This window comes from Candidatus Bathyarchaeota archaeon (assembly GCA_026014465.1).
Taxonomy (GTDB): domain Archaea; phylum Thermoproteota; class Bathyarchaeia; order Bathyarchaeales; family Bathycorpusculaceae; genus JADGNF01.
The window spans coordinates 1536062-1560949 of the sequence record JAOZID010000010.1 but is presented as its reverse complement, the minus strand read 5'-3'; the positions used below and the strand labels follow the sequence as shown (position 1 = coordinate 1560949).

The following is a 24888-nucleotide window of genomic DNA, read 5'->3' as shown; positions in this document are numbered from 1 at the left end:
ACGAGTATGCGGGGGCAAAGGACAGATATCCCACGTCAACAGGTGGCTCGCCAAAGTTGCTCCGACTCGAGGACGAACCCTAGCTGGCACAAATCTATAGAGAGGCAATCAGGCAAATAAAAATTCCACCAATATTCTATATATACAATATATTTGCGTGTTTGTTGTGCCAGCCAGTTTTAGAAGAAAACGTTAGGGGAGAGGTGGTTGGGGTTTTCCGTTAAAGATTTTAGTTCCACGCTAATAGAAGAATACAAGGTCAAAAGAGGATGCCTAAGCAAAAAAGCTTGTTTGATTTTGGTTCGCCGCAGAAAAAACCTGAGCCGACAAAGGTTGAAGTGGAGAAACCTGAGCAGAAGCCGTCGGTTGAGCCTGCGCCAGAACCCGTCAAAAAGCAGCAGCCTCAAAAACCGATGGAACCAGCCAAGAAAAAAACCCGTAGTGAACACGTTTATCCGCCTGTGGCACCTGAAAATCTGCCGCCGTCGTATTTTGTTTCTGCTTCGTATGATGGTCGCCAAAAAAAGGCGGTTGTGAAACTCTACGAGCCTGAGGAGGGCAAAATCTATTTCTGGTATGACAACACGGGGCACAAGCCGTACTGCTTAACGAACGTGACGCCGCAAGAGCTAGAAAAGATGCCGCGGGTAGTGGAGCATGAAGGCTTTGACCATCCAGAAGAAATAGAGTTGCTGGATGCGTTGGCGGATAAACAAGTCAAGGTAACCAAGGTCGTAACAAACGACCCCCTCGCAATTGGAGGCAAACCGAACGGAAGCATACGCGACATAATCCCCGAAGACTACCCCCAAACCGTCACCGAACTCTCCGCCCAGCAAAAAGAAGCCGAAGTTTGGGAAGCCAAAATCAAGTATTACCAGAGCTACATTTACGATACGCGGTTTTTGCCGGGCATGATTTTTGAAGTGAAAAACGGCAACTTGACCCCGTATGTTGACAGGGAAGCCGAAGAGGCAATTGGCAAGCTCAAAGAAAAATTCTCGAAGATAGTTACTGCTGAGGAGCTTGGGTACTTGGTGGAGTGGGCAAAGCTCACTGAGTATCCTGCGCCCAAGTTTCGCCGAGTTGCCATAGACATTGAAGTTTATGCGCCGTTGTCGTCGCGGGTGCCTGATTCACGCGAAGCCGTGTATCCTGTGGTGTGCTGTTCGGTGTATTCGTCGGATGGACAAAAGAAAGTGTTGATGCTCAAACGCAAAGGTATGCAACAAGGAAACGCGCCTTTGGAACCCGACATGGACTTGGACTATTTTGAAACCGAAGAGCAACTGCTCAGAGCCATCTTTGAGGTGCTTTGGGAGTACCCGTTTGTTTTAACGTTTAACGGCGACGACTTCGATTTGCGCTATCTCTCGCACCGCGCAGCAAACCTTGGCATACCCAAAAAAGAAGTCCCCATCGACATAGGCAGACGAGTTTGCCTTCTAAAAACGGGCATACACATCGACCTCTACAAGTTCTTCTTCAACCGCGCCATCCAAATTTACGCTTACGGCTACCGCTACCGAGACATCACCCTAAACGATGTGGGCAAGGGCGTTTTGGGGTTGGAGAAGCTTACGTCGGATAAAGCCATAGGCGAGCAAAGCTACACTGAATTGGCAGCGTACTGCTTCAGGGACTCGGAAATCACTTACAAACTAACCAGCTACCAAGACGAACTCGCCATGAAACTAATCTTGGTCCTAACGCGCATAAGCAGCATGCCCATGGAAGACGTCAGCCGCCAAGGCGTCTCACGCTGGATACGCAATTTCATGCACCGCGAACACCGCCACAAAAACATGCTAATACCCAACAGCCAAGACATACTCGCCAACAAAGGACAAATCTCCACCAAAGCCATCATTAAAGGCAAAAAATACCAAGGCGCCATAGTCGTCGAACCCGTCCCAGGCGTACACTTCAACGTAGCTGTCATGGACTTCCCCAGCCTGTACCCCTCAATTATCAAGGTGTGGAATTTGGGGTACCAGAGCATTTTGTGTCCGCATCCTGAATGCCGCAGCAACATAATCCCAAATACGCCACATTGGGTGTGCACCAAAAAACGTGGCATGGAAAGCTTGCTGATTGGTTCGCTGCGTGATTTGAGGGTTCACTGGTACAAATCCAGAGCCAAAGACCAAAGCTTATCGGCGGAGCAACGCAGTTGGTACAACGTCGGACAAGGAGCCCTCAAAGTCATCTTGAACGCCAGCTACGGCGTTTTCGGAGCCGAAAGCTTCGACTTGTACTGCCCACCTGTCGCAGAAGCCACCGCCGCAATTGGCAGACACTCCATCACTAAAATCCGCAGCCACGCCGAAGACCTAGGCATCCAAGTGCTTTACGGCGACACCGACAGCTTGTTTCTCAAAAACCCATCCAAAGAGCAAATCAAAGGTTTAGCAGACTGGACCGAGCAGCAACTAAAAATGACTATTGACGTAGAGAAGGTGTATCGTTACGCAGTTTTTAGCAGCCGCAAAAAGAATTACTTAGGCGTACTCGATGACGGCACCGTGGACGTGAAGGGCTTAACGGGCAAGAAAAAGCACATACCGCTTTTCATCAAGGACGCGTTTAACCAGATGAAGCAGCGTCTAGCGCAGGTACGTAGCCCCGCGGATTTCGAGAAAGCCAAAAAAGACATCGCAGGCATCGTACGCGGACGCTACATGTGCCTTAAACGTCGTGAATGGACAGACATCAACGACTTAGCTTTTAGCGTCGTGTTAGGCGAGGACCTGCACAAATACACCAAAACCACCCCGCAACACGTCAAAGCAGCAAAAATCCTAAACGAAAGCGGCGTAGAAATGCGCGCAGGCGACCTCATACGCTTCGTAAAAACCAGCAGCGGCGACCACGTAAAACCCGTAGAGCTCGCCACGAAAAACGACGTAGACGTAGACAAGTACATCGCGTACCTGCACAGCACTTTTGATCAGGTTCTCGACGCACTGGGACTGAGCTTTGACGAAATCATCGGCTTAACTAAGCTGGAGAGGTTCCTTGCTTAAGCGGGGCAGCTTAGGGGTCTATAGTTTTTAGTCCGCGGGATTTTAGAGGCTTGAGTATGTTTGGGCGGCTAAGCACCGCAAGTAACAGGTAGCCTATGACGGCTATGGCGAGTATGCTGCTTATGGTTAGGCTTAGGATCATGGCTGCCCATGCGGGAAGAAAACCAAGCATTTCAGGCGGCGAGAGGAACGGGAAGAAGAACCACAAGTAACTGCCAACTATGACGCCTACAGGCAGGGCTCCAGCAACGCAGGCAACTAAACGGTGTTTGCGCAAAAACAACACAACACTAGCTGCAACCAGATTTGCAATAGGACCCAAAATCACATCAGGCGTACCCAAGAAGTAATACGCGTTAGCTGCCAAGCAACCCAAGGTTACGCCGCCCACGACAGGCCAACCAAACAGAACCGCCAAAGCAATCAAACAATCAGCAACACGCAGCTGAATAGGCCCATAAACCAAAATGGGGCTGCCAACCGCAAACGACTCCACCACATTAATAACCACGTACAAAGCTGCGAAAACCGCAGTTAAAGTCACATCTCTACTATCAAACTTCACTCTTTTTTGCCTCCTACACCGGGATTTCTAAACTTAGCGGAACGGGTGGAGGTCCACCTACCCGCCAACCCAAAAAAGGGAAACAGCGCTATTAAAACTATTGCAGCAAAACTTGGAATGAAATAATTGCTTCTGTTTTCTTAGCGGTTAAGGGGCAAAAGAAAATGTGGTTAGCTGTTTTGTTTGTTTAGTTTTGCTTTTATTAGTACCCATGGGCTGTAACTTACGATTTTGCGCAGTCCAATTATTCTTTCAAGTTTGCCCAGCAAAGGAATAAGGCTGTTCTCAGAGCTTCGGTTGAAGAGCATCCAGTTAAAACCTGTTTTTCCTAAAACTTTGTAGCCTGCCTTTTCAAGTCCAGCAGCAACTTCGCCGTAAGAGTGCATGTAGTTTTTGCCTTGCATGTTCCTGATTTTAGATTTTATGCTTGACTGGTTTCCAAAAGAAAAGAAGAGCCCTGCCCCATCTTTTGAAATGGTGCGAAATTCGTTTAAGACTTTGTCTGTTTCAGGAATGTAATCTAAAACTTCCATTGAAAAAACGGCGTCAAAAACTCCTGGTTTTAACGGCAAAGCTTTTGCGTCAGCCTGAATCAAATGAGATTTTTTAGTGTACAACCTTAACCGTTTCAGGCCATGCAAATCAATATCCAAAGAAACAGTCTCCAAGTTTTTTTCAACGGCAATTAACGTAAACTTCCCTGCGCCAGTTCCGACATCACAGACCAGTTTGTAATCTGAGTTGCTGATGGCTTCTTTGAAAAAATCGGTTTCTATCTTGGTTAGGTAACTGCCCATCTTTGTTCTTGCCGCTTCTTCCCAGAAAGTTTCAGTGGAGAGGTCCTTCATGTTTTTACTTCCTTTTCAGGTCAATCAGAGGTTTAGAATAATAAAGCTTCTCATCTAACACGCATACGTCAAGTTGCCAGTTTAGTGCTTTTGTTTGTTGCTGTAAAAAGCGTGGCGTTCGTGTTTTTCGGGTTTGGTGTTGTTAGGTGATGATGAGGGTTATTGCTGTGAAGACTGCGATGATTGCGCTGATTATGATGACGACTTGTTTTTCGGTGAGGGGGCGTTTGTAGGTGATGAGGGTGACTAGGCTGCGTCTGTGGTTGGCTTCTAATTTTTTGCCGTCGAATTTGACTACGGCTTTTTTGCGAGTTATGAAAACAGTTAGCAGGATGAGTGAGGAGTTGAAGACGTAGGGCAGGATGGATATGAGCAGACTGGATTTAAGGTCGGTTAGCACGGCAAACGCGGCTATGGTCAAACCAATGGCAAAAGAGCCTGTGTTGCCCACAAAGAGTTTGCCTTGGAAGTTAAGGACACCCAAAATGAGCCAGACAATTAGGGGTCCAATCATGAGTATCTGGAAATCAGGCGTGGACAAAGCCATGAGCCCGATGAGAATTATTGCGGGGCAGATGGTTTCTAGTCCGTTGAGTCCGCCGAGCATGTTTATGGTGTTGGTTATTACCATGACCAGCAGGGGTATTATTAGGAAGTAGTATAGTTCGCCAAACTGTACCATGCCCATGAAGGGGAGGGTTATGGAGGTTCGCATGGCAGGGTTTTCCATGACAAAATACATCAGCGGCAACGCGGCGATGAGCGGCATGAAGGTTTTGTAGCGCCATTTCAAATCCACCCAGTCATCTAGCATGCCCATGAAGCCGCCAAACAAGATGCATACAGCTAAGGTTAGGGGCGCAGAGACGCCATTAGCGGTTGTAGGGTCAAGAAAATAAATAAGAAAAATGTAGACGGTGGCGAATAGGACGTAGACCACGCCTAGACCCCACGGTACAAGTGGGTTTCCGGGTTTGTGTTGGTCGGGAACCTTGGGCCACACGTTTGTGTCACTCTATGGGCTGGTGGTTGCGGGGTTTGCGGCGTAGTAGGCGTCCCAGTCAATGTGGTAGAGGCAAACCAGCGGGATTAGCCAGCCGTATTGCTGGTAGGCTTCTTCGGGGGTTATTTCTAAGCCGGAGATGTATGTGGGGGTGAAGTATTCGGGAATGGAAACTGTTTCAGCTGTAGTTACACCGTACTCTTCTGCCCACTGGCTTTCAGCGTAGCTCATCAGCTTATAGATTGTCGAGTTCAAACCCATATCGTTCCATTCGCTCACACCGCTGGTTTCGTTGTAGCCAAAATCGACCTTGCTTGACCACTGATAATCATCAGTCATAAAGCCCGCGTCTATAAAGCGGTCTTTAGCGTTGCCTGAAATGTCTGCCATCCAGACCCATTTGCCTTCGTCGCCATAACCTGCAAACTGCACGCCTGCTAAGGTGCCGTCGTTTGTAACTTGCAACTGCAAAGTAGTGAACACGAGGACGTATTCGGCGTCGTAAGTTTCAAGCATCTGCAGGGAATGGTTTTCGTTTGCCATCATGCTGTAGCCTACGTTTTCGATTTGTGTGGCGTTTACAGTAGAGTTATCGCAAAGTGTGGTTACGTTGCCAAAGATTCCCAGCCAGTAGCCGTAGTCCCACCAGCTGCTGACAACGGAAGTGGAGTCTAGGTTGGTTCGGGTGTAGCTTAGCATGTTTACCCATTCTGGGAGGGGTTCGTTTGGGATGAGGGGGAGGCTTGCGGAGCTTAATGTGATGGGGGTGTAGACTGCGTTGTAAACTCTGGGGGTGCCGCCGTTGGTTATGGTGAATGCGTAGTTGGACATGAGCAGGAAGAAGATTATGAGGATTGCCAGTGCGCCGTATTCTTTGCTTACGCGTTTGATGCTGCGTTTGGATTTTACGCTGGCGCGTACTGCGGATTCCTTGAGGGTAGCACTGAAGGGTTTTAGCATGCCAACAACTCCCACAGCGAGCAACAGCGCGAAGGCAGGAGCAAGCAAGACAAGCAAACGCACCATGGAGCTAGCGAAGTACAGAGTTGTCAAGCCAAAGAGGATTAGGAACACGTTTCGGTTTGTGGGGTTCTTTACGGTGAAGTACATGCCGGTTAGGAAGAACAGGATGCTTATGCCTAGTTCGTAGTACATTGAGCCCCAGGCAGTGATTCGGTGTTCTGCTACGGATTCGATTAGGGGCTGGCTTGCACGCTCGAAGGGATCAAGTACGGAGAGGAATTTGCCGGCTATGTCAGTTGTGCCCAAGCCGATAAGGGCAACAAAGCCAGCGACCAAAACCACCAAAAAGGCGGCGGTTATCATGGTTTTGGTTTTAGGAGCTATTTGTGAGCGCATAACTTCGGCTAAGCAAAGCAGAGCAAAAACGCCTGCTACGGGCAGGATAGTTGCGGTTGTTAGGTAAGTGGGGGAGAGCAGGGGAACGTTGATGGCTAGGAAAAGTCCCAAACCGAAGGTTATGCTGTATGAGAGCAGGAGTCTTTGGCTGTAGCGTTTAAGCAAAAGCATCATGAATACGAAGAGCGCGACGAGGTCAATTAGGAAGTAAGCTGCGCCCCAGCCAGCTGCGAAGTAGGCTAAGGCTAAAGCTGCGCCCACGGAGTAAAGCATCATAGAACGCAGCGAACGCTTATGCTCAATTGCCCTCAAAAAGAAGAATATGAACAGCAAAAGAGAAACTATGCCAACAGTTTCTGTATCGAAAAAGCCCAAGGAAGACCGCTGGATAACGGAGGGGCTTAGGGCTAAAACAAGGGCAGAGAGCAAACCAACAGTTTTTCCGCCCATGTCTTTTCCGACAAAGTATAAGATGAACACGGCAAGAGCACCAAGAATCGGCGCCAGAAGTGCACAGAACGACATTAAATCAACATTTACGCCTAACCCCGAGACAACACTGTACAGTACAGCAGCTGTCATGGGTAAAGAAGGCAGGGAACGAGACATGTCCAGTCCAAACGGATGCATCTGCTGATAGTTAACCCATGGCTCAGGATAGTATGGGGAGAGCAAACCGTCGTTTACCATGTGGTTGGTTAATGAGTACTGGTAGTAGGGGTCAAACTCGTTAAGCCCCAGCGTACCCGAAGGAATCTCCCAACGAATAGGTAAAGCGCGTACAGTAAAAGCGATAAGTACAATCAAAATCAACGCGGTAAAGGTCAGAATTGCACCGTTGTTTGCCTGCAATTTCCCTAAACCCTTGAAACTTCTCGAAAGCGACTGCTTCATCCCCATATATGCCATCTCTTCTCACAGATTAGTTGCGAAGTTTATTATTTTTACGGTTATTGGGTTATATCACAATGCCAGTCATATATGCCTTTTCCAAGAAATCACAATAGACTCTGCAAACGCAAAGATAGAGAAAACAGCAAAAACAGCCAAAGAAAAAGAAAACAGCGCAGCAAAACATTGTTAGCAGCAAGCCGCAAAAGAAGCAAAAAAGAAGCGTTTTACAAGAATAAAGCGTTATTTCGAGGGTTTCACTTCAACGTTTATGGGCAGCAAAGACAGCTTTTTGCCGCATCTGGGGCATTTGCCGCCGTGTTTGTGGATTATTTCATCTGGAGGTTTTAACTCGGGACCTTCGTATAGCAAGAAGCTACAATCATTGCATATGACACGTTGCGGCATCTTGTTTTCCTCGCGATTTATGGAAAGAAGCGCTACAACGTATTTATCAGTTGCTACATTTCAAAGGCTTGCTTGGCGTTCAGATGCAAACTATTGCAGGCAAGAAGGGTTCTGTACGAAAACAGGTTTGGAGTGCCTGCGGGTTTAGCTGAGAAGTCTTATTTGAGCAGCAAGTATTGAGTTAAGGATGTAGTGGGGCAAGTGCAAAAGTACACGCTTATTGTCACGGAAAAACCAGATGCAGCCAGCCAGATAGCTTCTGCTATAGATATTCAGGGGCACCCAAGGCGGATGCAGCAAAACGGCGTGCCATACTATGAAGCGCAAAGAGACAAAAAAGTCGTGGTTGTTCCCGCGTTAGGGCACCTTTACACGGTGACTAGCCAAAAGAAACGCAGCAGGTACCCTGTTTTTGATTTGAAGTGGGCACCGCGTTATGAGGTGGAACGTAAAGCTCAGAGGGTTAGGGGTTGGCTGCAGGCGATATCGGTCCTTGCGCAAAACGCGGATGAATTTGTTGATGCCTGCGACTATGATATAGAAGGCAGCATAATCGGGTACTGCATACTAAAGTACACCTGCAACGGCAAAGACCAATCGGCAAAACGCATGAAATATTCCACCTTAACAAAAGAAGAACTGCAAAGCGCCTACGAAAACTTGCTTCCGCACCTAGATTTTGCGTTAATAGAAGCAGGGTTAGCACGCCACGAAATAGATTGGCTCTACGGCATAAACCTCTCACGCGCCCTAACCACAGCCGCAAAAAACTACAGCAACCACTACGCCACCCTAAGCACAGGACGCGTACAAGGACCCACCCTAAAATTCTTAGCCACACGCGAAAAAGCAATAAGCTGTTTTGTGCCCACGCCGTACTGGAGCATACACGCGAAGCTGCAAATCGGCGAAGAAACTACAGTTGCAGAGCACGCCACGAAGGTTTTTGAAGTGAAAAAGTATGCCAAAGCAGTAGCAGATAAGTGCAGGGGGAAAAGCGGCGAAGTTGAAGCAGTGGAGTCCAGCAGGGTTTTGCAGATGCCGCCTGTGCCGTTTGATTTAGGGGCTTTGCAATCTGAAGCGTACAAATTTTTTAGGTACACTCCTATGCGTACGTTAAGCATTGCCCAAAGGCTCTACTTGGACGCGTTGATTTCGTATCCGCGAACCAGCAGCCAAAAACTCCCCCCAAGCATAGGCTACAAGAAAATTCTGCAAAAGCTCTCAGCCGTACGCGAGTACACAAACCTTGCAGGAACTCTCTTATCCAAACCAACACTAAAGCCCACGCAGGGAAAAAAGCAAGACCCCGCCCACCCCGCCATCTACCCCACAGGCAAACTTCCCAAAAAGCCCCTAACAGCCATGGAGAAGAACATTTGGAATTTGGTGGTGCACAGGTTTTTTGCGGTTTTTGGCGAGCCCGCGGTGCGCCTAAGCGTTAAGGCGACGTTTGATGTTGCGGGGGAGCGGTTTGTGGCGGAGGGTAAGCAGACGGTGGAGGAGGGCTGGCTGGTTTTTTATCAACCGTTTATGCGTTTGCAAGACACGATGCTGCCGCCTATGAGCAAAGGCGAAAACGTAGGGGTAAAGAGAATCTCGGTTAAAAACGAGTTCACCAAGCCACCAGCCAGATACAACCCAGGCAGTATCCTTCGCAAAATGGAGCAGGGCAACATAGGAACCAAAGCCACACGCGCAGGCATCATCCAAACATTGTATGACCGAAACTACATTGCCAGCGACAAAATCGCGGTGACGGATTTGGGGTTTGAAGTAACAGAGGTTTTGGGGAAGTATTGTCCGTCGGTGGTTTCGTTAGAGTTTACGCGGACGTTGGAGGAGAGGATGGAGAGGATTCAGCGTGGGGAAGAATCTAAAGGGGGGGTTGTTGCGGATGCTGTGGAGGCACTTAAGCCTGTGACGGCGGCGTTGAAGGAAAATGAGAAGGCGATAGGGGAGCAGCTTAGCCAAGCGGTAGTGCAAGCCAAATTGGAGGAGAAAGTAATAGGCAAATGCCCCACCTGCGCGGATGGAAAACTGGTGATTTTGCATTCGAAGAAAACTAAAAAACGGTTTGCGGGATGCACCAACTATTTCCAAGGAACCTGCACGACTTCGTTTGCGTTGCCCCAAAAAGGAACCGTAAAACCCTCGGGTAAAACCTGCAAAAACTGCGGCTGGTCAACTGTACATGTCTGGCTACGCGGAAAACGCCCATGGAACCTATGCATCAATCCTGACTGCAACCCAAAGAAGACAACGAATTCAAAAGGCACTATCCACCATAAGTAAAATTAAAATAAAGGATAAGATTATGAAAAACGTGTAGCCCTTTGACTAATGAAAGCGTGGATATCCCAGAGCTACCAGATATTCCTCCAGAATTAAGGGATAAAATAAACGATAAGAAAGCAGCTTTTTTCTTAGGGTCAGGAGTATCAATGTTAATTGGGTGCGCAGGATGGGATACTTTAGCCAAGAAATTAGTTGAAAAATGCTTCGAAAACGAATATTATCACGTACAAAGAGAAAGAGAGTATCTTACGAATAAATAATCCTAAAAAGACCATAACCATATGTAGAAACATTTTTGTAGAAAACGAGGGGAACTTGAGAGAATTCATTGTAGAGATCGAGAGGGCACTAGAAGCAAAACAAGACCTTCTTACAAGCTGTAACGTATATAATGAATTAGCAGGCATCTCAGCTGTTTATTTAACTACGAATATAGACAAATATTTTGATTCTACTTTCGATGGAAGAATTACCCATAAGGAATTCACACCTGAAAATATAGTTCGGGATAAATTATACAAAATACATGGAACAATTGACGATGAAAAATCAATAGTGCTCACATTGCCTGAATATTTTAGAAGATATAGAAATAAAGCGTTTAGAGAATTTCTCAAGAAAATTTTTAGTGAATATTCTGTTGTTTTTATTGGGTATGGTTTGGATGAATATGAAGTTCTTGACTTTTTACTTGAAAAATATAGTGAAGAAGAACACTTAGAAAGAAAGCATTGGATTCTTTTACCGTACTATAATGATGAAAAATATTTGTTGAAATATGATAGAGCCTATTTCAATTCAATGGGTATTAACGTTATTGGCTATAAAAAGGACCAGGAAGGATACAAACAATTGCATAAAGTGATTAAAAAATGGCAAACAGAGTTCAGGGAGCTTTCACCAATTATTTACGAAGATATTAAAGAGATGGAAGAAACGGTGGATACCTTAGAATGACTGACAAGGTAGAAAGAATTTTTCTCAATGTGTCCAGAGACCCCGCGTTTAAAAGGAGGTTTTTTAAAAAACTTGCTGAGACAGATAATCCATTTCCATGGTTTAAAGAGTTACAAAAACGTAAATATCTAGAACCAAATAACAACAAAGCCCCCGAACTAAAGACCAACAGCTATACATATCCTTATTGGGCAGCCCTAGGTTATTTAGAAAATGTAGCGAAACATATTGAAAAAGACTTCAACCAAGGCATTTTACATCAATTAATTCAGACCATTAATTCAATCATCGATTTTAGAGACGAAAAAACGGGCCAGAGGGTACAAAATCCATACACAGATTGGATGGTTATTAGAACAGTTTTCAGGTTACCTGTTGAACATATTTCAGAAAAGTATATTCAATTTATAGAAACAGCGTTATCAAGCAAATTTGCTAACCACATCCCTATTTCATCCGAGATATACGAATCAATAATTCCACGCCTTATTGAAGCGAAAAACAAGGTTTTATTGCTAAAACTTATTGAAATAATAATAAAACCAAAGGATGAAACAGATTTTTTCTTTCAAGAAAAACCACTAATGGAAAAATATTGGCTATCAGAAGCAATTAACAAATATACAGAAAAAATAGTTAACATATGCGGATTAGAAATTGCACAAGTCATTCTAAAACAAATTGAAGCAATCAACGCCAGAAACAAAAACCACGACTTTTGGGTCAACACAATTGAGAAGAGTTCACAAACAGATGAAGATAGCTACAGAGATCAAATAGTATATGTATTAAGGACGGCTTTGGAACAAGCAGCCCCTGCCAAAGTAGAAGCCATCACAAAAGATTTAATTAAAAGCCATCAACAGATTCTAAAAAGAATAGGAATATACACAATAAATTACCACTACAAACAGCTAGGACATTTATTGTGGTCATGGAAGGGCAACCCCCTTGACGAACATGGGTTAACCCACGAAGTTTATGAGCTATTCAAAACGAATTACAAATTTTTTTCAACTGAAGAATTCGAAAAACTAATAGAATGGATAGAGAAAATCAAGCCACCCGAAGACAATGTTTCCTCTGATGGGGAAAAAAATAGGGTACATGAAAAAAGGTTTTGGTTAACAGCTGTTATCGAATCAAATAAACCAAAAATAAAAAAACTCTATGAAGAGTACACACAGATTGATTCTACACCAATCGAACACCCTGGGTATCTTTATTGGTCTTCAGGCGCAGTGATTGAAACAGTTGATGACTCAAAACCCTTGCCAAAAGAAGTGACCAATGGATCAAACAATCAGATAGCAGACTATTTAAGAACATTGACACCGCAGGACAAAGAGGTTTTTGATGGGTATGGAGGTCCAGCAGGCAGTTTTAGAAAAACGGTAATAGAGAATTATCAGAGCTTAGCCACAGATTTAAGTCCATTTTTAAATGTTCCACCACAATTTCAGTACGGACTTCTATGGGGAATATATGAAATAACCAAGAAGGGAGAAAAGCTTTCATGGCGGGAAATACTTGATTTCATATTTAAACTCATATCGAAACAGTCTTTTTTGGGAGAAAAAGGAGAAACAAACTCGTACAAAAATAAAATCGCATATATTGTTGGCGATTTAATACTAAGTCACATTACCAATGAAGAGCACACACTAGACATCAAGCAGTTGGAAAAATGTGAAAAAATTTTATTACTGCTTGGAAAAAACGTAAAGACTGAAGTAAGTGGAAATGAATCAGACATAATCAACAGAGTTTTGAATTCAGCGTTAGGAGTTACATATTCGGCTATGATAGCTTATTCATATAAATACGCGTCATTAGCCAAAACAAATTCAGATCAAAAATGGCCAAAAGAGATACGGAAATATTTTGATGACCACCTATTAAACAACAGGACAACCGAATTCAATATAACCTTAGGAAAGCATCTCACAACAATTGCTTATTTAGATAAATATTGGTTAAGCCAAAACATCAACAAGATATTTCCACAGGAAAACAGCCAACAGTGGATTGACGGATTTTCAAGCTATCTTTTTTACACAAGCAATTTATCTAAACCTTTGTATCACCTGCTCAGGGAAAACAATCATTATGAATATGCATTAAAAGCCAAGTTCCCCGAAAATTCAGCAGCTAAGTTACCTCAACTAATATGCATCGCTTACTTGAACGATTTGGAATCATTGGACAAAAACAGTCTAGTAGCTAAACTAATTCAGACCGAAAATACAGAGTATCTTGCGGAGACTGTAAGGTTCATATGGAGATTAAGAAAAAAACTAAATAAAGACAAAATAAAAAAAATCAAACCTCTTTGGAAAAAAATAGTAGATTTCCTAGAAAGTGAACAAAAAAACAGAAAATACGATTATATACGTGCTGAATTGGCATGGTGGCTTTCTTTAGTTGATAAGATAGATAAGGAGATTCTAAATTTAGTAATGATTTCACTCCCTCATCTAAAGGAACAACATCTATTTTCAATGCCAGAATATCTTTTGCAACACACAACAAAAACACCCGAAGCCGTAGGGGAAATACTCTATAAATTGACAACAGAAAAACATTTCATATGGCATAAAAAAGAACAGATCATAGAAATTGTCAATAAATTGTATGAATTTGGGCAAGAAGAAAAAGCGAACAGAATTTGCCAATTGTATTTACGGGAAGGGCATGATTTTCTACGAGAAACATATGAGAAATACAGTAAAGAGCAAAAACTTCCCTTCGAGAAAAAAGACCAGTCAATAACTAAAGGATTACGAGAAGCACACTAAAAGCAAAAGAAACACGGCAAAAACGGATTGGAGAATCTGTGAGCATGAAGCGTTGGTGGAGGGGTTTTGCAGGCGGCATTTTGGGGCGTATGAGAATTTGGTTGGTAGCTATAGGGTTTGGGTGCTGGCGTTGGAGAGTTCTTGGAAAGAATATTTAAGTCAGATTGCTAAGCATACTTTAGCAGGAGACTGGGTTAAAGAAGTAGCCAAGTACCTGGTTGAAAATGAGGAAGCGTCAAATGACTAAAAAAGGTAAGAAACAGCAGCAGGATTCGTCTATGTCCTTCTCAGTTAGCAGTTGGTTCGAAAAAATTTCAACCGCAAAACCGCCTAACGTAGTAATCACCGCAGCTGTTTTAGGTTTAGCCCTGTTTCTTTTCGGCGGAGGACTCTACGACATTATCCTGCAGCCTCCACCAGCAGTCTACTCAGGAACCCGCTTTTACTTCCTAAACCCGCTCGGCTTAGGTTACCAGTTCGTGTTCGACACCGTCGTAGCAGTCATACTCTACGGCGCAGGACTAATCGGGATGCTAGCCATGTACCGAAGCGCAAAACAAACCAGCACACCCAGACAAGCATACATGACCTTCACCATAGGCGTATCACTACTCTTCATCGCATACATACTCCTCGAATACGTCATGCAAATAAAAATCGCAGGCGTATAACAACACCAAAACTTTTTCCTATTTTCTGCAGTTCTCACAACAATTTTGCTTTTGAAGCAAACTGTTTCTGTTACGGGTTACCAGGGGTGCTTTTTGAGTTTTAGCTTGTAAGCTACAAAGTTTGTTGCCAAGTGAATCGGGGGCGTAAGCAACAGCACAGTCAGGGCTAACTCTACGTTTATAGTCATGACGGGCAACGCAAAAACCAAAGCGCCCACCACAAAATCAATCTGGTCAACAATGGGGAGCAAACCGCCAGGGGCAATTCCAAGCCGCCGTTTTAGGAAAGCGCCTGTTAAGTCGCCCAGCAACGCGCCCAGCGGAGTGAGTACACTAAAGAGCCAAGGATACCCAAAAAGCAGACATTCCACGATGCCTATGGCTGTGCCTAGGGTTAAGCCCACGAAGAAGCCGCGGAAGGTTTTGTTTGCGCCAAAGACGCGGTTGCCATCGAAAAAGTTTTTTCCAAAATCCATGGGTTTTCCGCCGCCGCCCAGCACTGGAGCTGCGTTTGCGCAGTACGCGGGAAAAATGAATTTTAAGGCTTGAATTATTATGGCGGCTATATCCATGCTTGTTTACCTGCGGTTTGGGGTTTGGCAGTCGTTTATGCCAGCGTTTGTTATTGTCAAATAGCATGTTGGTTCTTGAGGTTTGCGGTTTTTTTCTACGGAGGCTTTGATTACGGTGGGGTTTTCGGTGGGTTTGAGGGCTATGGTGTTGTTTGCCCAGAACTGTAACACGCGGGTGGCTACGGGGGCGATGCTTACGTGGGTTTTTTTGAATACGCTGGTGACTTGGCTGGTTATAATAATGGGTATATGCTGGGTTTTCGCGGTTTCTGCTATCACTGCCAGTTGCCGATTCAATTCGCGGTTAACGCCAAACGAAGCCCGCGTAGAAACATCACACATCTTGGCGCGGTAGAGCGAATTAAACGTGTCAAATATGACCAAACCAAAATTTTGGGATATGCAATCAGGCAGGGTGTCGATAACGGCGGTTTGCTCAGCGAAATCTGCGGGTTTCATGAGAATTATGCTTTGTGCGACGTCGTTGAAGCTGTCCTGAGCAAGGTGCATGAGGCGCTCTGTAGAAAATGTGTTGTCGCAGTCCACAAACAAGGTCTTATAACCCTGCAGGGCACAATTCACGGCGCACTGCAAAGCCAACGTCGACTTCCCTGTTTCAGGCTCCCCATAAATCAAAGTAACCGTTTCAGGAGCAATCGCACCATCCAACTTGGCGTCTAGACAACTGCAACCAGTCAGGACTCTACTAATCAAGTCAACACACAAAGCAACAAACACCATAGAAACTAATAATCTATTTCATCACACAAACAAAAACGCTACAAAACAAAAAAGAAAAAGAAATGGAGCTATGGTTTCTTTTCAGCGGCGGTTTTGTTGTTGCCGTTTAAGGCGGTGAGCACGTTCATGCCTGCGAGTACGGCGTCCATGCTTGCCATGACTATGTCTTCGCGAACTCCTGTGGCGGTGGCGGTTTTGTCTCCTTTGCGCATGCGCACGACTACTTCAACCATGGCATCTGTTCCGCCTGTGATGGATTTTACGTGGTACTGCTCAAGAGTTATAGGTTCGGTGGAGAGAACGGCTTTTTTGACCGCGTTTATGACCGCGTCTACGGGTCCAACACCTGTGGCAGCTTCGGTTAGCTCAGTTTTGTTAAGGCTAAGGCGCACCGACGCGGTTGGGGTGACGTTGTTGCCGCTAACTATGGTGAATTCTTGAAGCTGTATGGGTTTGGGTTTAGCTAATCCTGTGACCGCTTCGGCAATTGCCATCAAATCCGCATCTGAAACAGTCTTGCCCTTATCACCGACGGTTTTGACGCGGAGCCAGATTTCTTTGAGTTGCTCTTCGGTGGGTTTTATGCCCAAGGATTCGACGGAGGCGCGTATGGCGTGGGTTCCGCTGTGTTTGCCGGGGGCAATGCGGCGGGAGACTCCGACCATGCTTGGGTCGATGGATTCATAGGTGGAGGGATTCTCAAGTAAGCCTTGGGTATGGATGCCTGATTCGTGGGTGAATGCGTTGGCTCCAACTATGGCTTTGTTGGGCTGCACGGGTATGCCTGAGAGCCTAGAAACCAGTTGGGAGGTGCTAAAGAGCATCTCGGTTTTGATGGCGGTGTCGACGTTGTAGAGGGATTTGAGCGCAACCACAATCTCTTCTAGCGAGGCGTTTCCTGCGCGTTCACCCAGACCGTTTATGGTGCAGTGAACTTCGCTACAGCCTGCCCTAAGTGCTGAGACAGAGTTGGCTACGGCCATGCCAAAGTCGTCGTGGCAGTGAACGCTTACTGGAACTGTCAAGCATGAGGCAAGGTCATGGTAGAACTCGTAGGATTTCTCGGGTGTTAGGACGCCTACGGTGTCGCAGGCTACTACGCGGTCTGCGCCAGCTTCAATGCCTGTGGTGAAAACCTGCTTGAGGTAGTCTTTGTCGCTTCGTGTGGCGTCTTCTGCGGAGAGTTCCACGACTAATCCGAGGTCTTTGGCGTGTTTTACGCATTTTTGGGTGATTTCGAGGACTTGCTGGCGGGTTTTTTTGAGTTTTGAGCCTATGTGTAAGTCGCTGGTTGGGATTACGAGGTGGATGCTGTCGGCTTGGGCTTTGGCTACTGCGTCAACGTCGCCTATGACACCGCGTGAGCAGCTGCAGATTTCCGCTTTTAAGCCTTCTTTGGCTATGAGCGCAACACTTTCAAGTTCACCTTGAGAAACCGCGGCAAAACCAGCCTCTATAATGTCCACTCCAAGCTCATCTAGGCGTTTAGCAATTCTTAACTTGTTCTCAGGAGTCAACGAGACCCCGGGAGTTTGTTCACCATCACGAAGGGTGGTGTCTAAAATTTTCACTTTTTCTGGGAAACAATTAGGGTTGGATAAAGCGATACCCCATTTTACATCTCTCAATCTTCTCAAGAGGATAGAGCGTTCATATAAAAATTGTGGTTAAAACACTTCCATCCACTAAGTCAAGATGTAGCCCGCTAAGACCCGCGTAAGAAGCTATAAGCAGGGATGAACAATACAACTTCAGGTGAATTGGTTATGGTTAAGGCTTTGATTGTTTATGGTACGCGGTCAGGTTCAACAAGGGCTACGGCAGAGGATATTGCTCAGACGCTGCGTCAGGAGGGGCTTGAAGCAAAAGTAGCGGATGCGAAAAAAGAGAAAACAGACAGCATCGCGCAGTACGATTTGGTCGTTGTAGGCAGCGGCATTCAAATCAACAAATGGACTGGCGAGCCTGAAAAGTTCCTCAAGAAATTTCAAAAAGAGCTCGCCCAAAAAAAGGTGGCACTCTTCGTCTGCTGTGGCTCTGCGGCAACATACGATGCCAACAAAGACCCCCAAGAAATAGAAAAAGCCAGACACCGATACTTGGATGAAAAAGCCGCCAAATACAACCTACAACCCATCGCGCTGGGTTTCTTTGGAGGCATCTACGACTACAACAACATGTCCTGGATAATGAAAAAGTTCATGGAAGCCGAAAGACCAAAAATCGCCGCAGCGTTCAAGGAAAACCCATCAGGCGTCTATGACACACGAAACATCAGAGAGATTTATGACTGGGCAAAACAGCTCGTCAAAAAAACCCAAACCTAACCCCGTCCAAGCATGCGGCTCTTCTTTTTTCTTTTGTTTTTTGTTTTTGTGTGGGGTTTTGGTTCGCAAAAGACTTAACAGTTGCTTGCCGCCATAATCTGCTACGCATATAGTTGTCGTGAGGTTTACATGTTGAGAAGTGACGAAGTTAAGCAAGGTGTAGAGAGAGCAGCTCACAGGGCACTGCTTACCGCATTGGGTTTAACAAAAAAAGATTTCACTAAACCGTTTATTGGCATAGCAAACAGTTACACTTCCATAGTTCCAGGGCATATTCATCTGCAAAGAATCGGACAAGCCGTGAAAGAAGGCATCTTAGCGGCAGGCGGCACCCCCTTTGAATTCAACACTATAGCCGTATGCGACGGCATAGCCATGGGACACGCAGGCATGCGCTACTCCTTGCCTTCACGCGAGCTAATCGCTGACTCTGTAGAAGTTATGGTGCAAGCCCACCGATTAGACGGCGTTGTTTTGGTTTCTAACTGCGACAAAGTCACCCCAGGCATGCTCATGGCAGCCGCCAGGTTGGACATACCCGCAATAGCCGTTACGGGTGGACCCATGGCGTCGGGCAAGCTGGGCACAAAAAAAGTGGGTGTTGACCAAGTTTTTGAAGCAGTTGGCAAAGCGTTTTCCTCCAAAATTTCAGAGCAAGAACTTGCAGAGCTTGAAGCAGTCGCGTGCCCAGGCTGCGGCTCGTGTAATGGCATGTTCACCGCAAACACGATGGCTTGCATGACTGAAGCGTTAGGCATGTCTTTACCTTACTGTGCAACCGCCTTGGCAACCAGCGCCAAAAAAACCAGCATAGCCAAAGAAACAGGCGAAAAAATCGTTGAACTCGTCGCCAAAGACGTGAAAACCTCCAAGATTTTAACTAAAGAGGCATTTGAGAACGCAGTTGTTGCGGACACTGCTCTGGGAGGCTCAACCAACACGGTGCTGCACCTGTCAGCTATAGCAAAGGAGGCAGGGGTTTCGTTGCCGATTATGACGTTTGATGACATCAGCCGCAAGGTGCCCCATATCGCAAGCATGGTTCCCAGCGGACCTCACGATATGGAAGAGCTTGACACTGCAGGCGGCATCCCAGCAATACTAAAACAGCTCAAACAGTTCCTACACCAAGACGCTTTGACCGTGACCACCAAAACCGTGGCGGAGAACATCCAAACCGCCCAAATTCTCGACTCGGAAGTTATCCGCCCCATAAACAACCCCGTGCACAAAGAAGGCGGCATAGCCATACTCAAGGGCAACTTGGCGCCAAAAGGCAGCGTCGTCAAAGCCGTAGCGGTCTCACCCAAAATGCTCAAGCATACAGGTCCCGCCAAAGTCTACGAATCCGAAAAAGACGCAATCCAAGCCATGAAACGCCAAGAAATAACCTCAGGCGACGTGGTCGTCATACGCTACGAAGGCCCCATAGGCGGACCAGGCATGCCCGAGATGCTGCTGCCAACAGCAACCATAAGCGGCATGGGCTTAAGCGAAAGCGTCGCACTCATAACCGACGGCAGATTCTCAGGAGCCACCCGAGGCGGATGCATCGGACACGTTGCCCCCGAAGCAGCAGAAGGCGGACCCATAGCAGTAATCCAAAACGGCGACGTCATAACCGTAGACATACCCAACCGCGTCTTAAGCGTGGACTTATCTGAGCAGGAAATCAGCAGCCGCCTACAAACATGGAAACCCAAACCGCCCAAAATAACCAAAGGCTACCTCTCCCGCTACACCCCCACCCCAACAGAGTAAACTTCAAAACAGCTCTTTTTCTTTTTATTTTGCGTCAAGAAAGCTTAAGTTGACGCAAGGTCTATTGTGGGTTGGCTGTTTTTGTTTGCTGGTCTGGTCTTATCTGGTGTTGGCGGGTTTTGTGGGGTTGCTTGAAAAGTTTAAATAAAAAAGCTTTGATACTTGAGGCATGAGTCCAAGCCGTAAGGTTAAACCTTCAACTATTAGGGCACGTAACAGGAACAAGAGGATAGCTATAGTAAGCGTTATAGCAGTCGTGGCGGTCATTGTGGTTGTGGCATTTATCATGTTAGGTAATTCTGCAAATAATGACGTTGTTCCAAGTTCGGGAAATGATACAAGTCCAAGCCCATCAGCAAGTGTTTCACCCAGCCCATCTGCATCACCCATGGAAGGACCAATTGATGTTTTGGTTGAAACAAGCATGGGCAACTTTACTGTTGAGCTACGGGAAGACAAACCAATAACTTCAACAAACTTCAAAGAACTAGTTGAGCAAGGAAAATACGACGGCACCATATTCCACAGAATCATCGCGGGCTTCATGATTCAAGGCGGAGCAATCAACGGAAACATTGACACCATACCCGACGAAATAGGCACCAACAACAGAAACACAAGAGGCACCATAGCTATGGCAAAAACTAATGACCCCGATTCCGCAACCAGCCAGTTCTTCATAAACGTCGTTGACAACGGAAACAACGTCATAGACAATCAAGGCACACTGTTTGATGAGGTTTACACGGTTTTTGGCGAAGTCATCTCGGGAATGAATGTCGTTGACGCAATAGCCAACGCGCAAGTCACTACAAACCCATACACAGGAGAACTTAGCCAGCCAGTTGAAGAAATCACCTTGATCAGAGCAACCATAGTGTCCTAAACTTTCTCTCTTTTCTTTATTTTTCAGGTTTTAAAAAAGAATTAGGCAAGAGCCAAAGAAGGCTCCGAATCAGGGGCTACTCTGATTTTTTGGGTTCTTTTGGTTTGGAGCCGATTTCTACGCACAAAATGTTGATTTGGTAGTTTTTGCCGCCAGCCATCATTTTTCCTTGGGAGTGGTAGCCTCTGCTTCCTGTTTTGAAATCTTTTTTGCTAAGTAGGAAATTTTGTTTTTCGCCGTTTAACTGCACGGTTGCTACGTCCATTTCTTCACTCATTCAATTGCACCTGCACTATGTTCAACCATAACGTTGCTTTTCACTTTTTCGTTCTGCAGGTCACCTTTAAAGTTTGTGAATTTTAGTGTGATAACGCATAAAAAGAGCCGTTTAGAAAATATAGTAAGTTCAGCTGGAGGTTTTGTGTGCAAAGAGATATTGATTCTGCCCTGTCAAGTGAAGCGTGCAGTCATTTACAAAGAATTGGTAAAGCAGACATATTAGTTGGAATTCCCTCATACAACAACGTACTTACCGCAAGCTATGTCATATCCCAAGTAATTATAGGGCTTGAAACTTATTTTCCCCAGATGAGCTCGGTTATTTTTGTTTCAGACGGAAACTCTGTGGACGGAACCTTAACGTCTGTGAAAACAGTTAATTTCCCCTCCCAAGGGCAACCTTTCAACCTGAACCTTGTACCCGCTGTTTATGTGGGAATTTCAGGTAAAGGAACAGCAATCAAAGCGGTTTTTGAAGCGGCCAAGTTCTTAGGCGTCAAAGCAGTTGCCCTTGTAGATTCAGATTTACGCAGCATAACCCCAGAATGGATGAACCTGCTGCTCTCACCCGTAATGTCAAACGACACAGGACTTGTAGTCCCATTCTACAACCGCCGCAAATACGACGGCACCATAACAAACTTTCTGTGCTACCCAGTCACCGCAAGCCTTTACGGCAAAAACATCAGGCAACCCATAGGCGGAGATTTCGGGTTATCCATGGAACTTGTGGATAAACTGTTAAAGTCCCCGCTGTGGAAGATACGTGAAGTCCGCAGCTTTGGCATAGACATATTCGAAACCCACACCGCCTTGGCAGAAGGATTCAAAATAAAACAGGCATTCTTGGGCATTAAAGACCATGACGCAAAAGACCCCACCAAACATTTGGCGCCGATGTTTAGGCAGGTAGTAGGCACAATGTTTACGTGTCTAGAACAATACGAAGCGGTGTGGAAAAAAGCGAAAGGTTACTCAGAAGTGGAAGGAGTAGGCGAAGAAAAATACGTTAACTCGCAAAAACCCATCCCCATTGACCTGCCAAACATGATAAACACGTACCGTAGCAACTTCAACGAATACCTACCCACCTACAAAACCATCTTGGAGCCTGAAGACTTAGAAGTTTTTGAACACCTCAAAGATCTTGAAACCATGTCGGCGTATTCGTTCCCAAGAGAGCTGTGGGCAAAAACCGTTTACGACTTCATCACAGCTTTCCACAAAGCACCCAAAGAAAAAAGAGAAATCCTAATTGATGCACTGCGAATTCTATGGACAGGACGGCTAGCTGCGTTCATAAAAGAAACCGCAGATTTTGACCCTGAAAAAACAGAAGAAGAAATCACCAAGCAAGCCGAGGCATTCAAAAAGCTAAAGCCCCATTTAATAGAAACCTTCTAAACAGCAAAAACACGTTACGGCTCAAGAAAAAAGTTTGGGTTATTATATAGGCTGTGATTTTTCGTATGCTTTGCTGTTAGCGGGTTCTTTTGTGAAGAGCAGGTAATGATTTATCATTTCTCCCATGCCTGCTTGGGCGCAAGTGTAGGTGTGAAGCCGCCAGCCAGAGGCTTCATGGTCTTTGATTGTTTGAGCAACATCTTTGTGATGAGGAACCTTAACACATACCCAGTCGTTCATAACTTAAACCTCACCTGAAAAGCTACGGGGCAGTTAGAAAAGGTTTCGCAAAGCAAGCTGGCAGCAGTTTTTGAAGTAAAGAGTACGATGCAGTTAACACGTATTTGGTTCTTGAAATATAGCCAAGTTTTTGTGTTTTTTGAATAAAATTTTATGTTCAAAGGTTAACACAAATCTATATTAGTGCTCGCCCGTAATGTTCTTTGGTGTCTTTTATGGAAAAAAGTAACGTTGAAAAAGCTACTAGTAATATGGAAAAAACCGCCCACGACATGGCAGATACGATTTTGGCATTGGTGGATAAACTTGCAGGCAGAGAATCTGACATAAAACTCAGCTTTGAAGACTTAAGCTTGGACCTTGGCGTGGTAAAAGCCAAGTTGAACGGAGCAATTGTTTTAGATATTGTTTATTCTAAAGAAGTAAAACGTTAGCCGCTAAAAGCCAGGCAAGCAGCAGGCAGGCAGACGCTACATGCAACTGGTGACGATACTAGGAGAAATAATAGAATCAGGAAAAGTCACAGTATCAACTAAAAACAAAGAAGACATAGAAATAACAGCAAGCAACAAAAGAATTGACGTAAACGCGAAAAACAAGGCATTCATCAAAGACGTACTTTCAAGCTTAAGAGAAGGCAAAGATACAAACGGTTTAGCCAAAACCATAGCCCAAGGAGCCAAAAGCATTAAATCCATTGGGGAAATGCGCGGAGTTTTAGACGAAATCGCTGAAGACCTAAAAAAAGCAGGAATAACAATTACCTTATCCTATGAAGGCGACTTAGTTGTCACAATGGGATCCAAAGCTAGCTCAAAGTTTTCCCGCATATTCACGGGAACAAAAGCCATCGAAATTAACAACCTGCCCAAACTAATCGAACTTGGACTTTAAACCAAGAACCGATTTTTCTTCGCCATACAGCCATCTTTTATAGGCAACAACCCAAGGCAGACGCAAACTATCTTTTGGGCAGTTCAAAGGGAGTTAGGGATTTTCGCAGTATACGGTTTCAGGCAACAAAGAGAGCAGGTTCACTATGAGTTTTTCTCTTTCTGTGAGTATGTCGGTTTTTCTGTTTTTGATGCTGCGTGTATAGCCTTCGGTGAAGTTGTATAGCTCGTTTAATAGTTTGCTACGGGTTTTCTTCTGGGATAAACGCTGCGCGGTTTCTTGAACGGCTTGGTCTAACGCGGCTTCACAGGTTTTTCTTCCGAATTTTTTGCCTAAAACCATCAGGGTAACCACTGAAGCGAGAAATTCGTCGGCTAATATGTCCTCAAAGAGGGTTTGTTCGCGTAGCCTGAAGTGGAACTGGTATTTCTGGTATATTAGCGAGTGTACAAGCAGGTGTACGAGGGATTCTTTTATGGAGGTTAAGGTGTCGGTTTTTGTCAGGTAAAGGCTGATTTTTAGTGGTTCGTCTTCTTGTACGGCGCCGTTTGAGGTTTCCTGGTTTTTCTTGCACCATAACACAGTTATGCCCTCAGCTTTGGCGGTGTTAGTGAAAACCTCTCCGCAGCCCTCCTCAATTCTCCCCATAAGCCTTGGAGACTCTTTACGCCACAACTTTGCAAAAGAATCCAGTTTCTTCTTAAGCCATTCCTGATCGCTTTTTGCTTCCCCACGACTAACCCTAAACACTACAGAAGGAAAATCCTCTATACCCATCACACCAACACACCATATACACTACAACGTATCTAAATTTATTCATAAAAACAAGCAGCCAACCCCTCCGCATAACCCAAAGCCTCACCAAACAGCTCCAACTACCGCCAAATCAGGCTCTAAAGGCAAGTTACATGTTAGAAAACAGTTGCCACAAGGGAAGAATATATCTGGAACACAAGT

At 45.4% G+C, this 24888-nt stretch carries 25 protein-coding genes; 13 read left to right on the top strand and 12 right to left on the bottom strand.

Annotated features, from left to right (window positions below):
• Window positions 1-269 precede the first annotated feature (269 nt).
• Window positions 270-3026, top strand: a complete 2757-nt coding sequence (locus NWF04_10165; protein MCW4006936.1) for a DNA-directed DNA polymerase I — start codon at window positions 270-272, stop codon at window positions 3024-3026.
• A gap of 10 nt (window positions 3027-3036) precedes the next feature.
• Here NWF04_10165 and NWF04_10160 read toward each other — a convergent pair whose 3' ends face one another.
• From NWF04_10160 to NWF04_10140, 5 genes are all read right to left on the bottom strand, one after another.
• A complete protein-coding gene (locus tag NWF04_10160; GenBank protein MCW4006935.1) occupies window positions 3037-3591 on the bottom strand; it encodes a QueT transporter family protein in 555 nt (184 codons plus the stop codon).
• Window positions 3592-3761: 170 nt separating this feature from the next.
• On the bottom strand, window positions 3762-4439 hold the full coding sequence (locus tag NWF04_10155; GenBank protein MCW4006934.1) for a class I SAM-dependent methyltransferase: 678 nt from the start codon (window positions 4437-4439) through the stop codon (window positions 3762-3764).
• A 142-nt stretch (window positions 4440-4581) separates the two neighbouring features.
• Window positions 4582-5442: a hypothetical protein gene (locus NWF04_10150; protein MCW4006933.1), complete on the bottom strand. Its 861-nt coding sequence runs from the start codon at window positions 5440-5442 to the stop codon at window positions 4582-4584.
• A 12-nt stretch (window positions 5443-5454) separates the two neighbouring features.
• The gene (locus NWF04_10145) at window positions 5455-7653 is read right to left on the bottom strand and encodes a hypothetical protein (protein ID MCW4006932.1); all 2199 of its coding nucleotides are present in this window, start codon (window positions 7651-7653) and stop codon (window positions 5455-5457) included.
• Window positions 7654-7935: 282 nt separating this feature from the next.
• Window positions 7936-8100 carry a hypothetical protein gene (locus tag NWF04_10140; GenBank protein MCW4006931.1) on the bottom strand — a complete coding sequence of 55 codons (165 nt, stop codon included), beginning with the start codon at window positions 8098-8100 and terminating at the stop codon, window positions 7936-7938.
• 201 nt (window positions 8101-8301) lie between these two features.
• Between NWF04_10140 and topA the strand changes: the two genes are divergently transcribed.
• From topA to NWF04_10110, 6 genes are all read left to right on the top strand, one after another.
• A complete protein-coding gene (gene topA, locus NWF04_10135; protein MCW4006930.1) occupies window positions 8302-10395 on the top strand; it encodes a DNA topoisomerase I in 2094 nt (697 codons plus the stop codon).
• Window positions 10396-10436: 41 nt separating this feature from the next.
• Window positions 10437-10658 carry a hypothetical protein gene (locus tag NWF04_10130; protein MCW4006929.1) on the top strand — a complete coding sequence of 74 codons (222 nt, stop codon included), beginning with the start codon at window positions 10437-10439 and terminating at the stop codon, window positions 10656-10658.
• A 55-nt stretch (window positions 10659-10713) separates the two neighbouring features.
• The gene (locus NWF04_10125; GenBank protein ID MCW4006928.1) at window positions 10714-11355 is read left to right on the top strand and encodes an SIR2 family protein; all 642 of its coding nucleotides are present in this window, start codon (window positions 10714-10716) and stop codon (window positions 11353-11355) included.
• Window positions 11352-14153, top strand: a complete 2802-nt coding sequence (locus NWF04_10120; protein MCW4006927.1) for a hypothetical protein — start codon at window positions 11352-11354, stop codon at window positions 14151-14153. The genes NWF04_10125 and NWF04_10120 overlap by 4 nt, the downstream gene beginning before the upstream one ends.
• 97 nt (window positions 14154-14250) lie before the next feature.
• Complete coding sequence (locus NWF04_10115) at window positions 14251-14400, top strand: hypothetical protein (GenBank protein MCW4006926.1); 150 nt, start codon at window positions 14251-14253, stop codon at window positions 14398-14400.
• Complete coding sequence (locus NWF04_10110) at window positions 14393-14824, top strand: hypothetical protein (protein MCW4006925.1); 432 nt, start codon at window positions 14393-14395, stop codon at window positions 14822-14824. The genes NWF04_10115 and NWF04_10110 overlap by 8 nt, the downstream gene beginning before the upstream one ends.
• Window positions 14825-14901: 77 nt before the next feature.
• Here NWF04_10110 and NWF04_10105 read toward each other — a convergent pair whose 3' ends face one another.
• The 3 genes from NWF04_10105 to NWF04_10095 all read right to left on the bottom strand — a co-directional run bounded on the left by NWF04_10105 (window position 14902) and on the right by NWF04_10095 (window position 17708).
• Window positions 14902-15396 (bottom strand): CDP-2,3-bis-(O-geranylgeranyl)-sn-glycerol synthase, encoded by a 495-nt coding sequence (locus tag NWF04_10105; GenBank protein ID MCW4006924.1) that lies wholly within the window; start codon window positions 15394-15396, stop codon window positions 14902-14904.
• A gap of 6 nt (window positions 15397-15402) precedes the next feature.
• Entirely contained in the window at window positions 15403-16122 is a 720-nt protein-coding gene (locus tag NWF04_10100; GenBank protein ID MCW4006923.1) for an AAA family ATPase, read from the bottom strand.
• Between the two features lie 83 nt (window positions 16123-16205).
• The gene (locus NWF04_10095; protein ID MCW4006922.1) at window positions 16206-17708 is read right to left on the bottom strand and encodes a 2-isopropylmalate synthase; all 1503 of its coding nucleotides are present in this window, start codon (window positions 17706-17708) and stop codon (window positions 16206-16208) included.
• A gap of 195 nt (window positions 17709-17903) precedes the next feature.
• On the opposite strand from NWF04_10095, the gene NWF04_10090 reads away from it, so the two are divergent.
• Together NWF04_10090 and ilvD are read left to right on the top strand one after the other, a co-directional pair.
• Entirely contained in the window at window positions 17904-18464 is a 561-nt protein-coding gene (locus tag NWF04_10090) for a flavodoxin domain-containing protein (GenBank protein MCW4006921.1), read from the top strand.
• A gap of 132 nt (window positions 18465-18596) precedes the next feature.
• On the top strand, window positions 18597-20225 hold the full coding sequence (gene ilvD, locus NWF04_10085) for a dihydroxy-acid dehydratase (GenBank protein ID MCW4006920.1): 1629 nt from the start codon (window positions 18597-18599) through the stop codon (window positions 20223-20225).
• Between the two features lie 99 nt (window positions 20226-20324).
• Here ilvD and NWF04_10080 read toward each other — a convergent pair whose 3' ends face one another.
• Complete coding sequence (locus NWF04_10080) at window positions 20325-20615, bottom strand: hypothetical protein (GenBank protein MCW4006919.1); 291 nt, start codon at window positions 20613-20615, stop codon at window positions 20325-20327.
• On the opposite strand from NWF04_10080, the gene NWF04_10075 reads away from it, so the two are divergent.
• Complete coding sequence (locus NWF04_10075; protein MCW4006918.1) at window positions 20614-21111, top strand: peptidylprolyl isomerase; 498 nt, start codon at window positions 20614-20616, stop codon at window positions 21109-21111. The genes NWF04_10080 and NWF04_10075 overlap by 2 nt on opposite strands.
• 76 nt (window positions 21112-21187) lie before the next feature.
• On the opposite strand, the gene NWF04_10070 is transcribed toward NWF04_10075, so the two are convergent.
• Entirely contained in the window at window positions 21188-21388 is a 201-nt protein-coding gene (locus NWF04_10070) for a hypothetical protein (protein MCW4006917.1), read from the bottom strand.
• 146 nt (window positions 21389-21534) lie between these two features.
• On the opposite strand from NWF04_10070, the gene NWF04_10065 reads away from it, so the two are divergent.
• The gene (locus tag NWF04_10065; protein ID MCW4006916.1) at window positions 21535-22794 is read left to right on the top strand and encodes a hypothetical protein; all 1260 of its coding nucleotides are present in this window, start codon (window positions 21535-21537) and stop codon (window positions 22792-22794) included.
• Between the two features lie 42 nt (window positions 22795-22836).
• On the opposite strand, the gene NWF04_10060 is transcribed toward NWF04_10065, so the two are convergent.
• The gene (locus NWF04_10060; GenBank protein ID MCW4006915.1) at window positions 22837-23034 is read right to left on the bottom strand and encodes a hypothetical protein; all 198 of its coding nucleotides are present in this window, start codon (window positions 23032-23034) and stop codon (window positions 22837-22839) included.
• Window positions 23035-23249: 215 nt separating this feature from the next.
• On the opposite strand from NWF04_10060, the gene NWF04_10055 reads away from it, so the two are divergent.
• Both NWF04_10055 and NWF04_10050 read left to right on the top strand, forming a co-directional pair.
• Window positions 23250-23468 carry a hypothetical protein gene (locus tag NWF04_10055; protein MCW4006914.1) on the top strand — a complete coding sequence of 73 codons (219 nt, stop codon included), beginning with the start codon at window positions 23250-23252 and terminating at the stop codon, window positions 23466-23468.
• 40 nt (window positions 23469-23508) lie between these two features.
• The gene (locus NWF04_10050) at window positions 23509-23928 is read left to right on the top strand and encodes a hypothetical protein (GenBank protein ID MCW4006913.1); all 420 of its coding nucleotides are present in this window, start codon (window positions 23509-23511) and stop codon (window positions 23926-23928) included.
• 93 nt (window positions 23929-24021) lie between these two features.
• On the opposite strand, the gene NWF04_10045 is transcribed toward NWF04_10050, so the two are convergent.
• Window positions 24022-24708 carry a hypothetical protein gene (locus tag NWF04_10045; GenBank protein ID MCW4006912.1) on the bottom strand — a complete coding sequence of 229 codons (687 nt, stop codon included), beginning with the start codon at window positions 24706-24708 and terminating at the stop codon, window positions 24022-24024.
• Window positions 24709-24888: the final 180 nt, after the last annotated feature.

Coding starts and splice junctions, on each gene's coding strand:
- NWF04_10165 (MCW4006936.1), top strand. CDS start 270: ATGCCTAAGCAAAAAAGCTTGTTTGATTTTGGTTCGCCGCAGAAAAAA.
- NWF04_10155 (MCW4006934.1), bottom strand. CDS start 4,439: ATGAAGGACCTCTCCACTGAAACTTTCTGGGAAGAAGCGGCAAGAACA.
- NWF04_10140 (MCW4006931.1), bottom strand. CDS start 8,100: ATGCCGCAACGTGTCATATGCAATGATTGTAGCTTCTTGCTATACGAA.
- NWF04_10120 (MCW4006927.1), top strand. CDS start 11,352: ATGACTGACAAGGTAGAAAGAATTTTTCTCAATGTGTCCAGAGACCCC.
- NWF04_10110 (MCW4006925.1), top strand. CDS start 14,393: ATGACTAAAAAAGGTAAGAAACAGCAGCAGGATTCGTCTATGTCCTTC.
- NWF04_10105 (MCW4006924.1), bottom strand. CDS start 15,396: ATGGATATAGCCGCCATAATAATTCAAGCCTTAAAATTCATTTTTCCC.
- NWF04_10090 (MCW4006921.1), top strand. CDS start 17,904: ATGGTTAAGGCTTTGATTGTTTATGGTACGCGGTCAGGTTCAACAAGG.
- NWF04_10075 (MCW4006918.1), top strand. CDS start 20,614: ATGGAAGGACCAATTGATGTTTTGGTTGAAACAAGCATGGGCAACTTT.
- NWF04_10080 (MCW4006919.1), bottom strand. CDS start 20,615: ATGGGTGATGCAGATGGGCTGGGTGAAACACTTGCTGATGGGCTTGGA.
- NWF04_10070 (MCW4006917.1), bottom strand. CDS start 21,388: ATGAGTGAAGAAATGGACGTAGCAACCGTGCAGTTAAACGGCGAAAAA.
- NWF04_10060 (MCW4006915.1), bottom strand. CDS start 23,034: ATGAACGACTGGGTATGTGTTAAGGTTCCTCATCACAAAGATGTTGCT.
- NWF04_10055 (MCW4006914.1), top strand. CDS start 23,250: ATGGAAAAAAGTAACGTTGAAAAAGCTACTAGTAATATGGAAAAAACC.
- NWF04_10050 (MCW4006913.1), top strand. CDS start 23,509: ATGCAACTGGTGACGATACTAGGAGAAATAATAGAATCAGGAAAAGTC.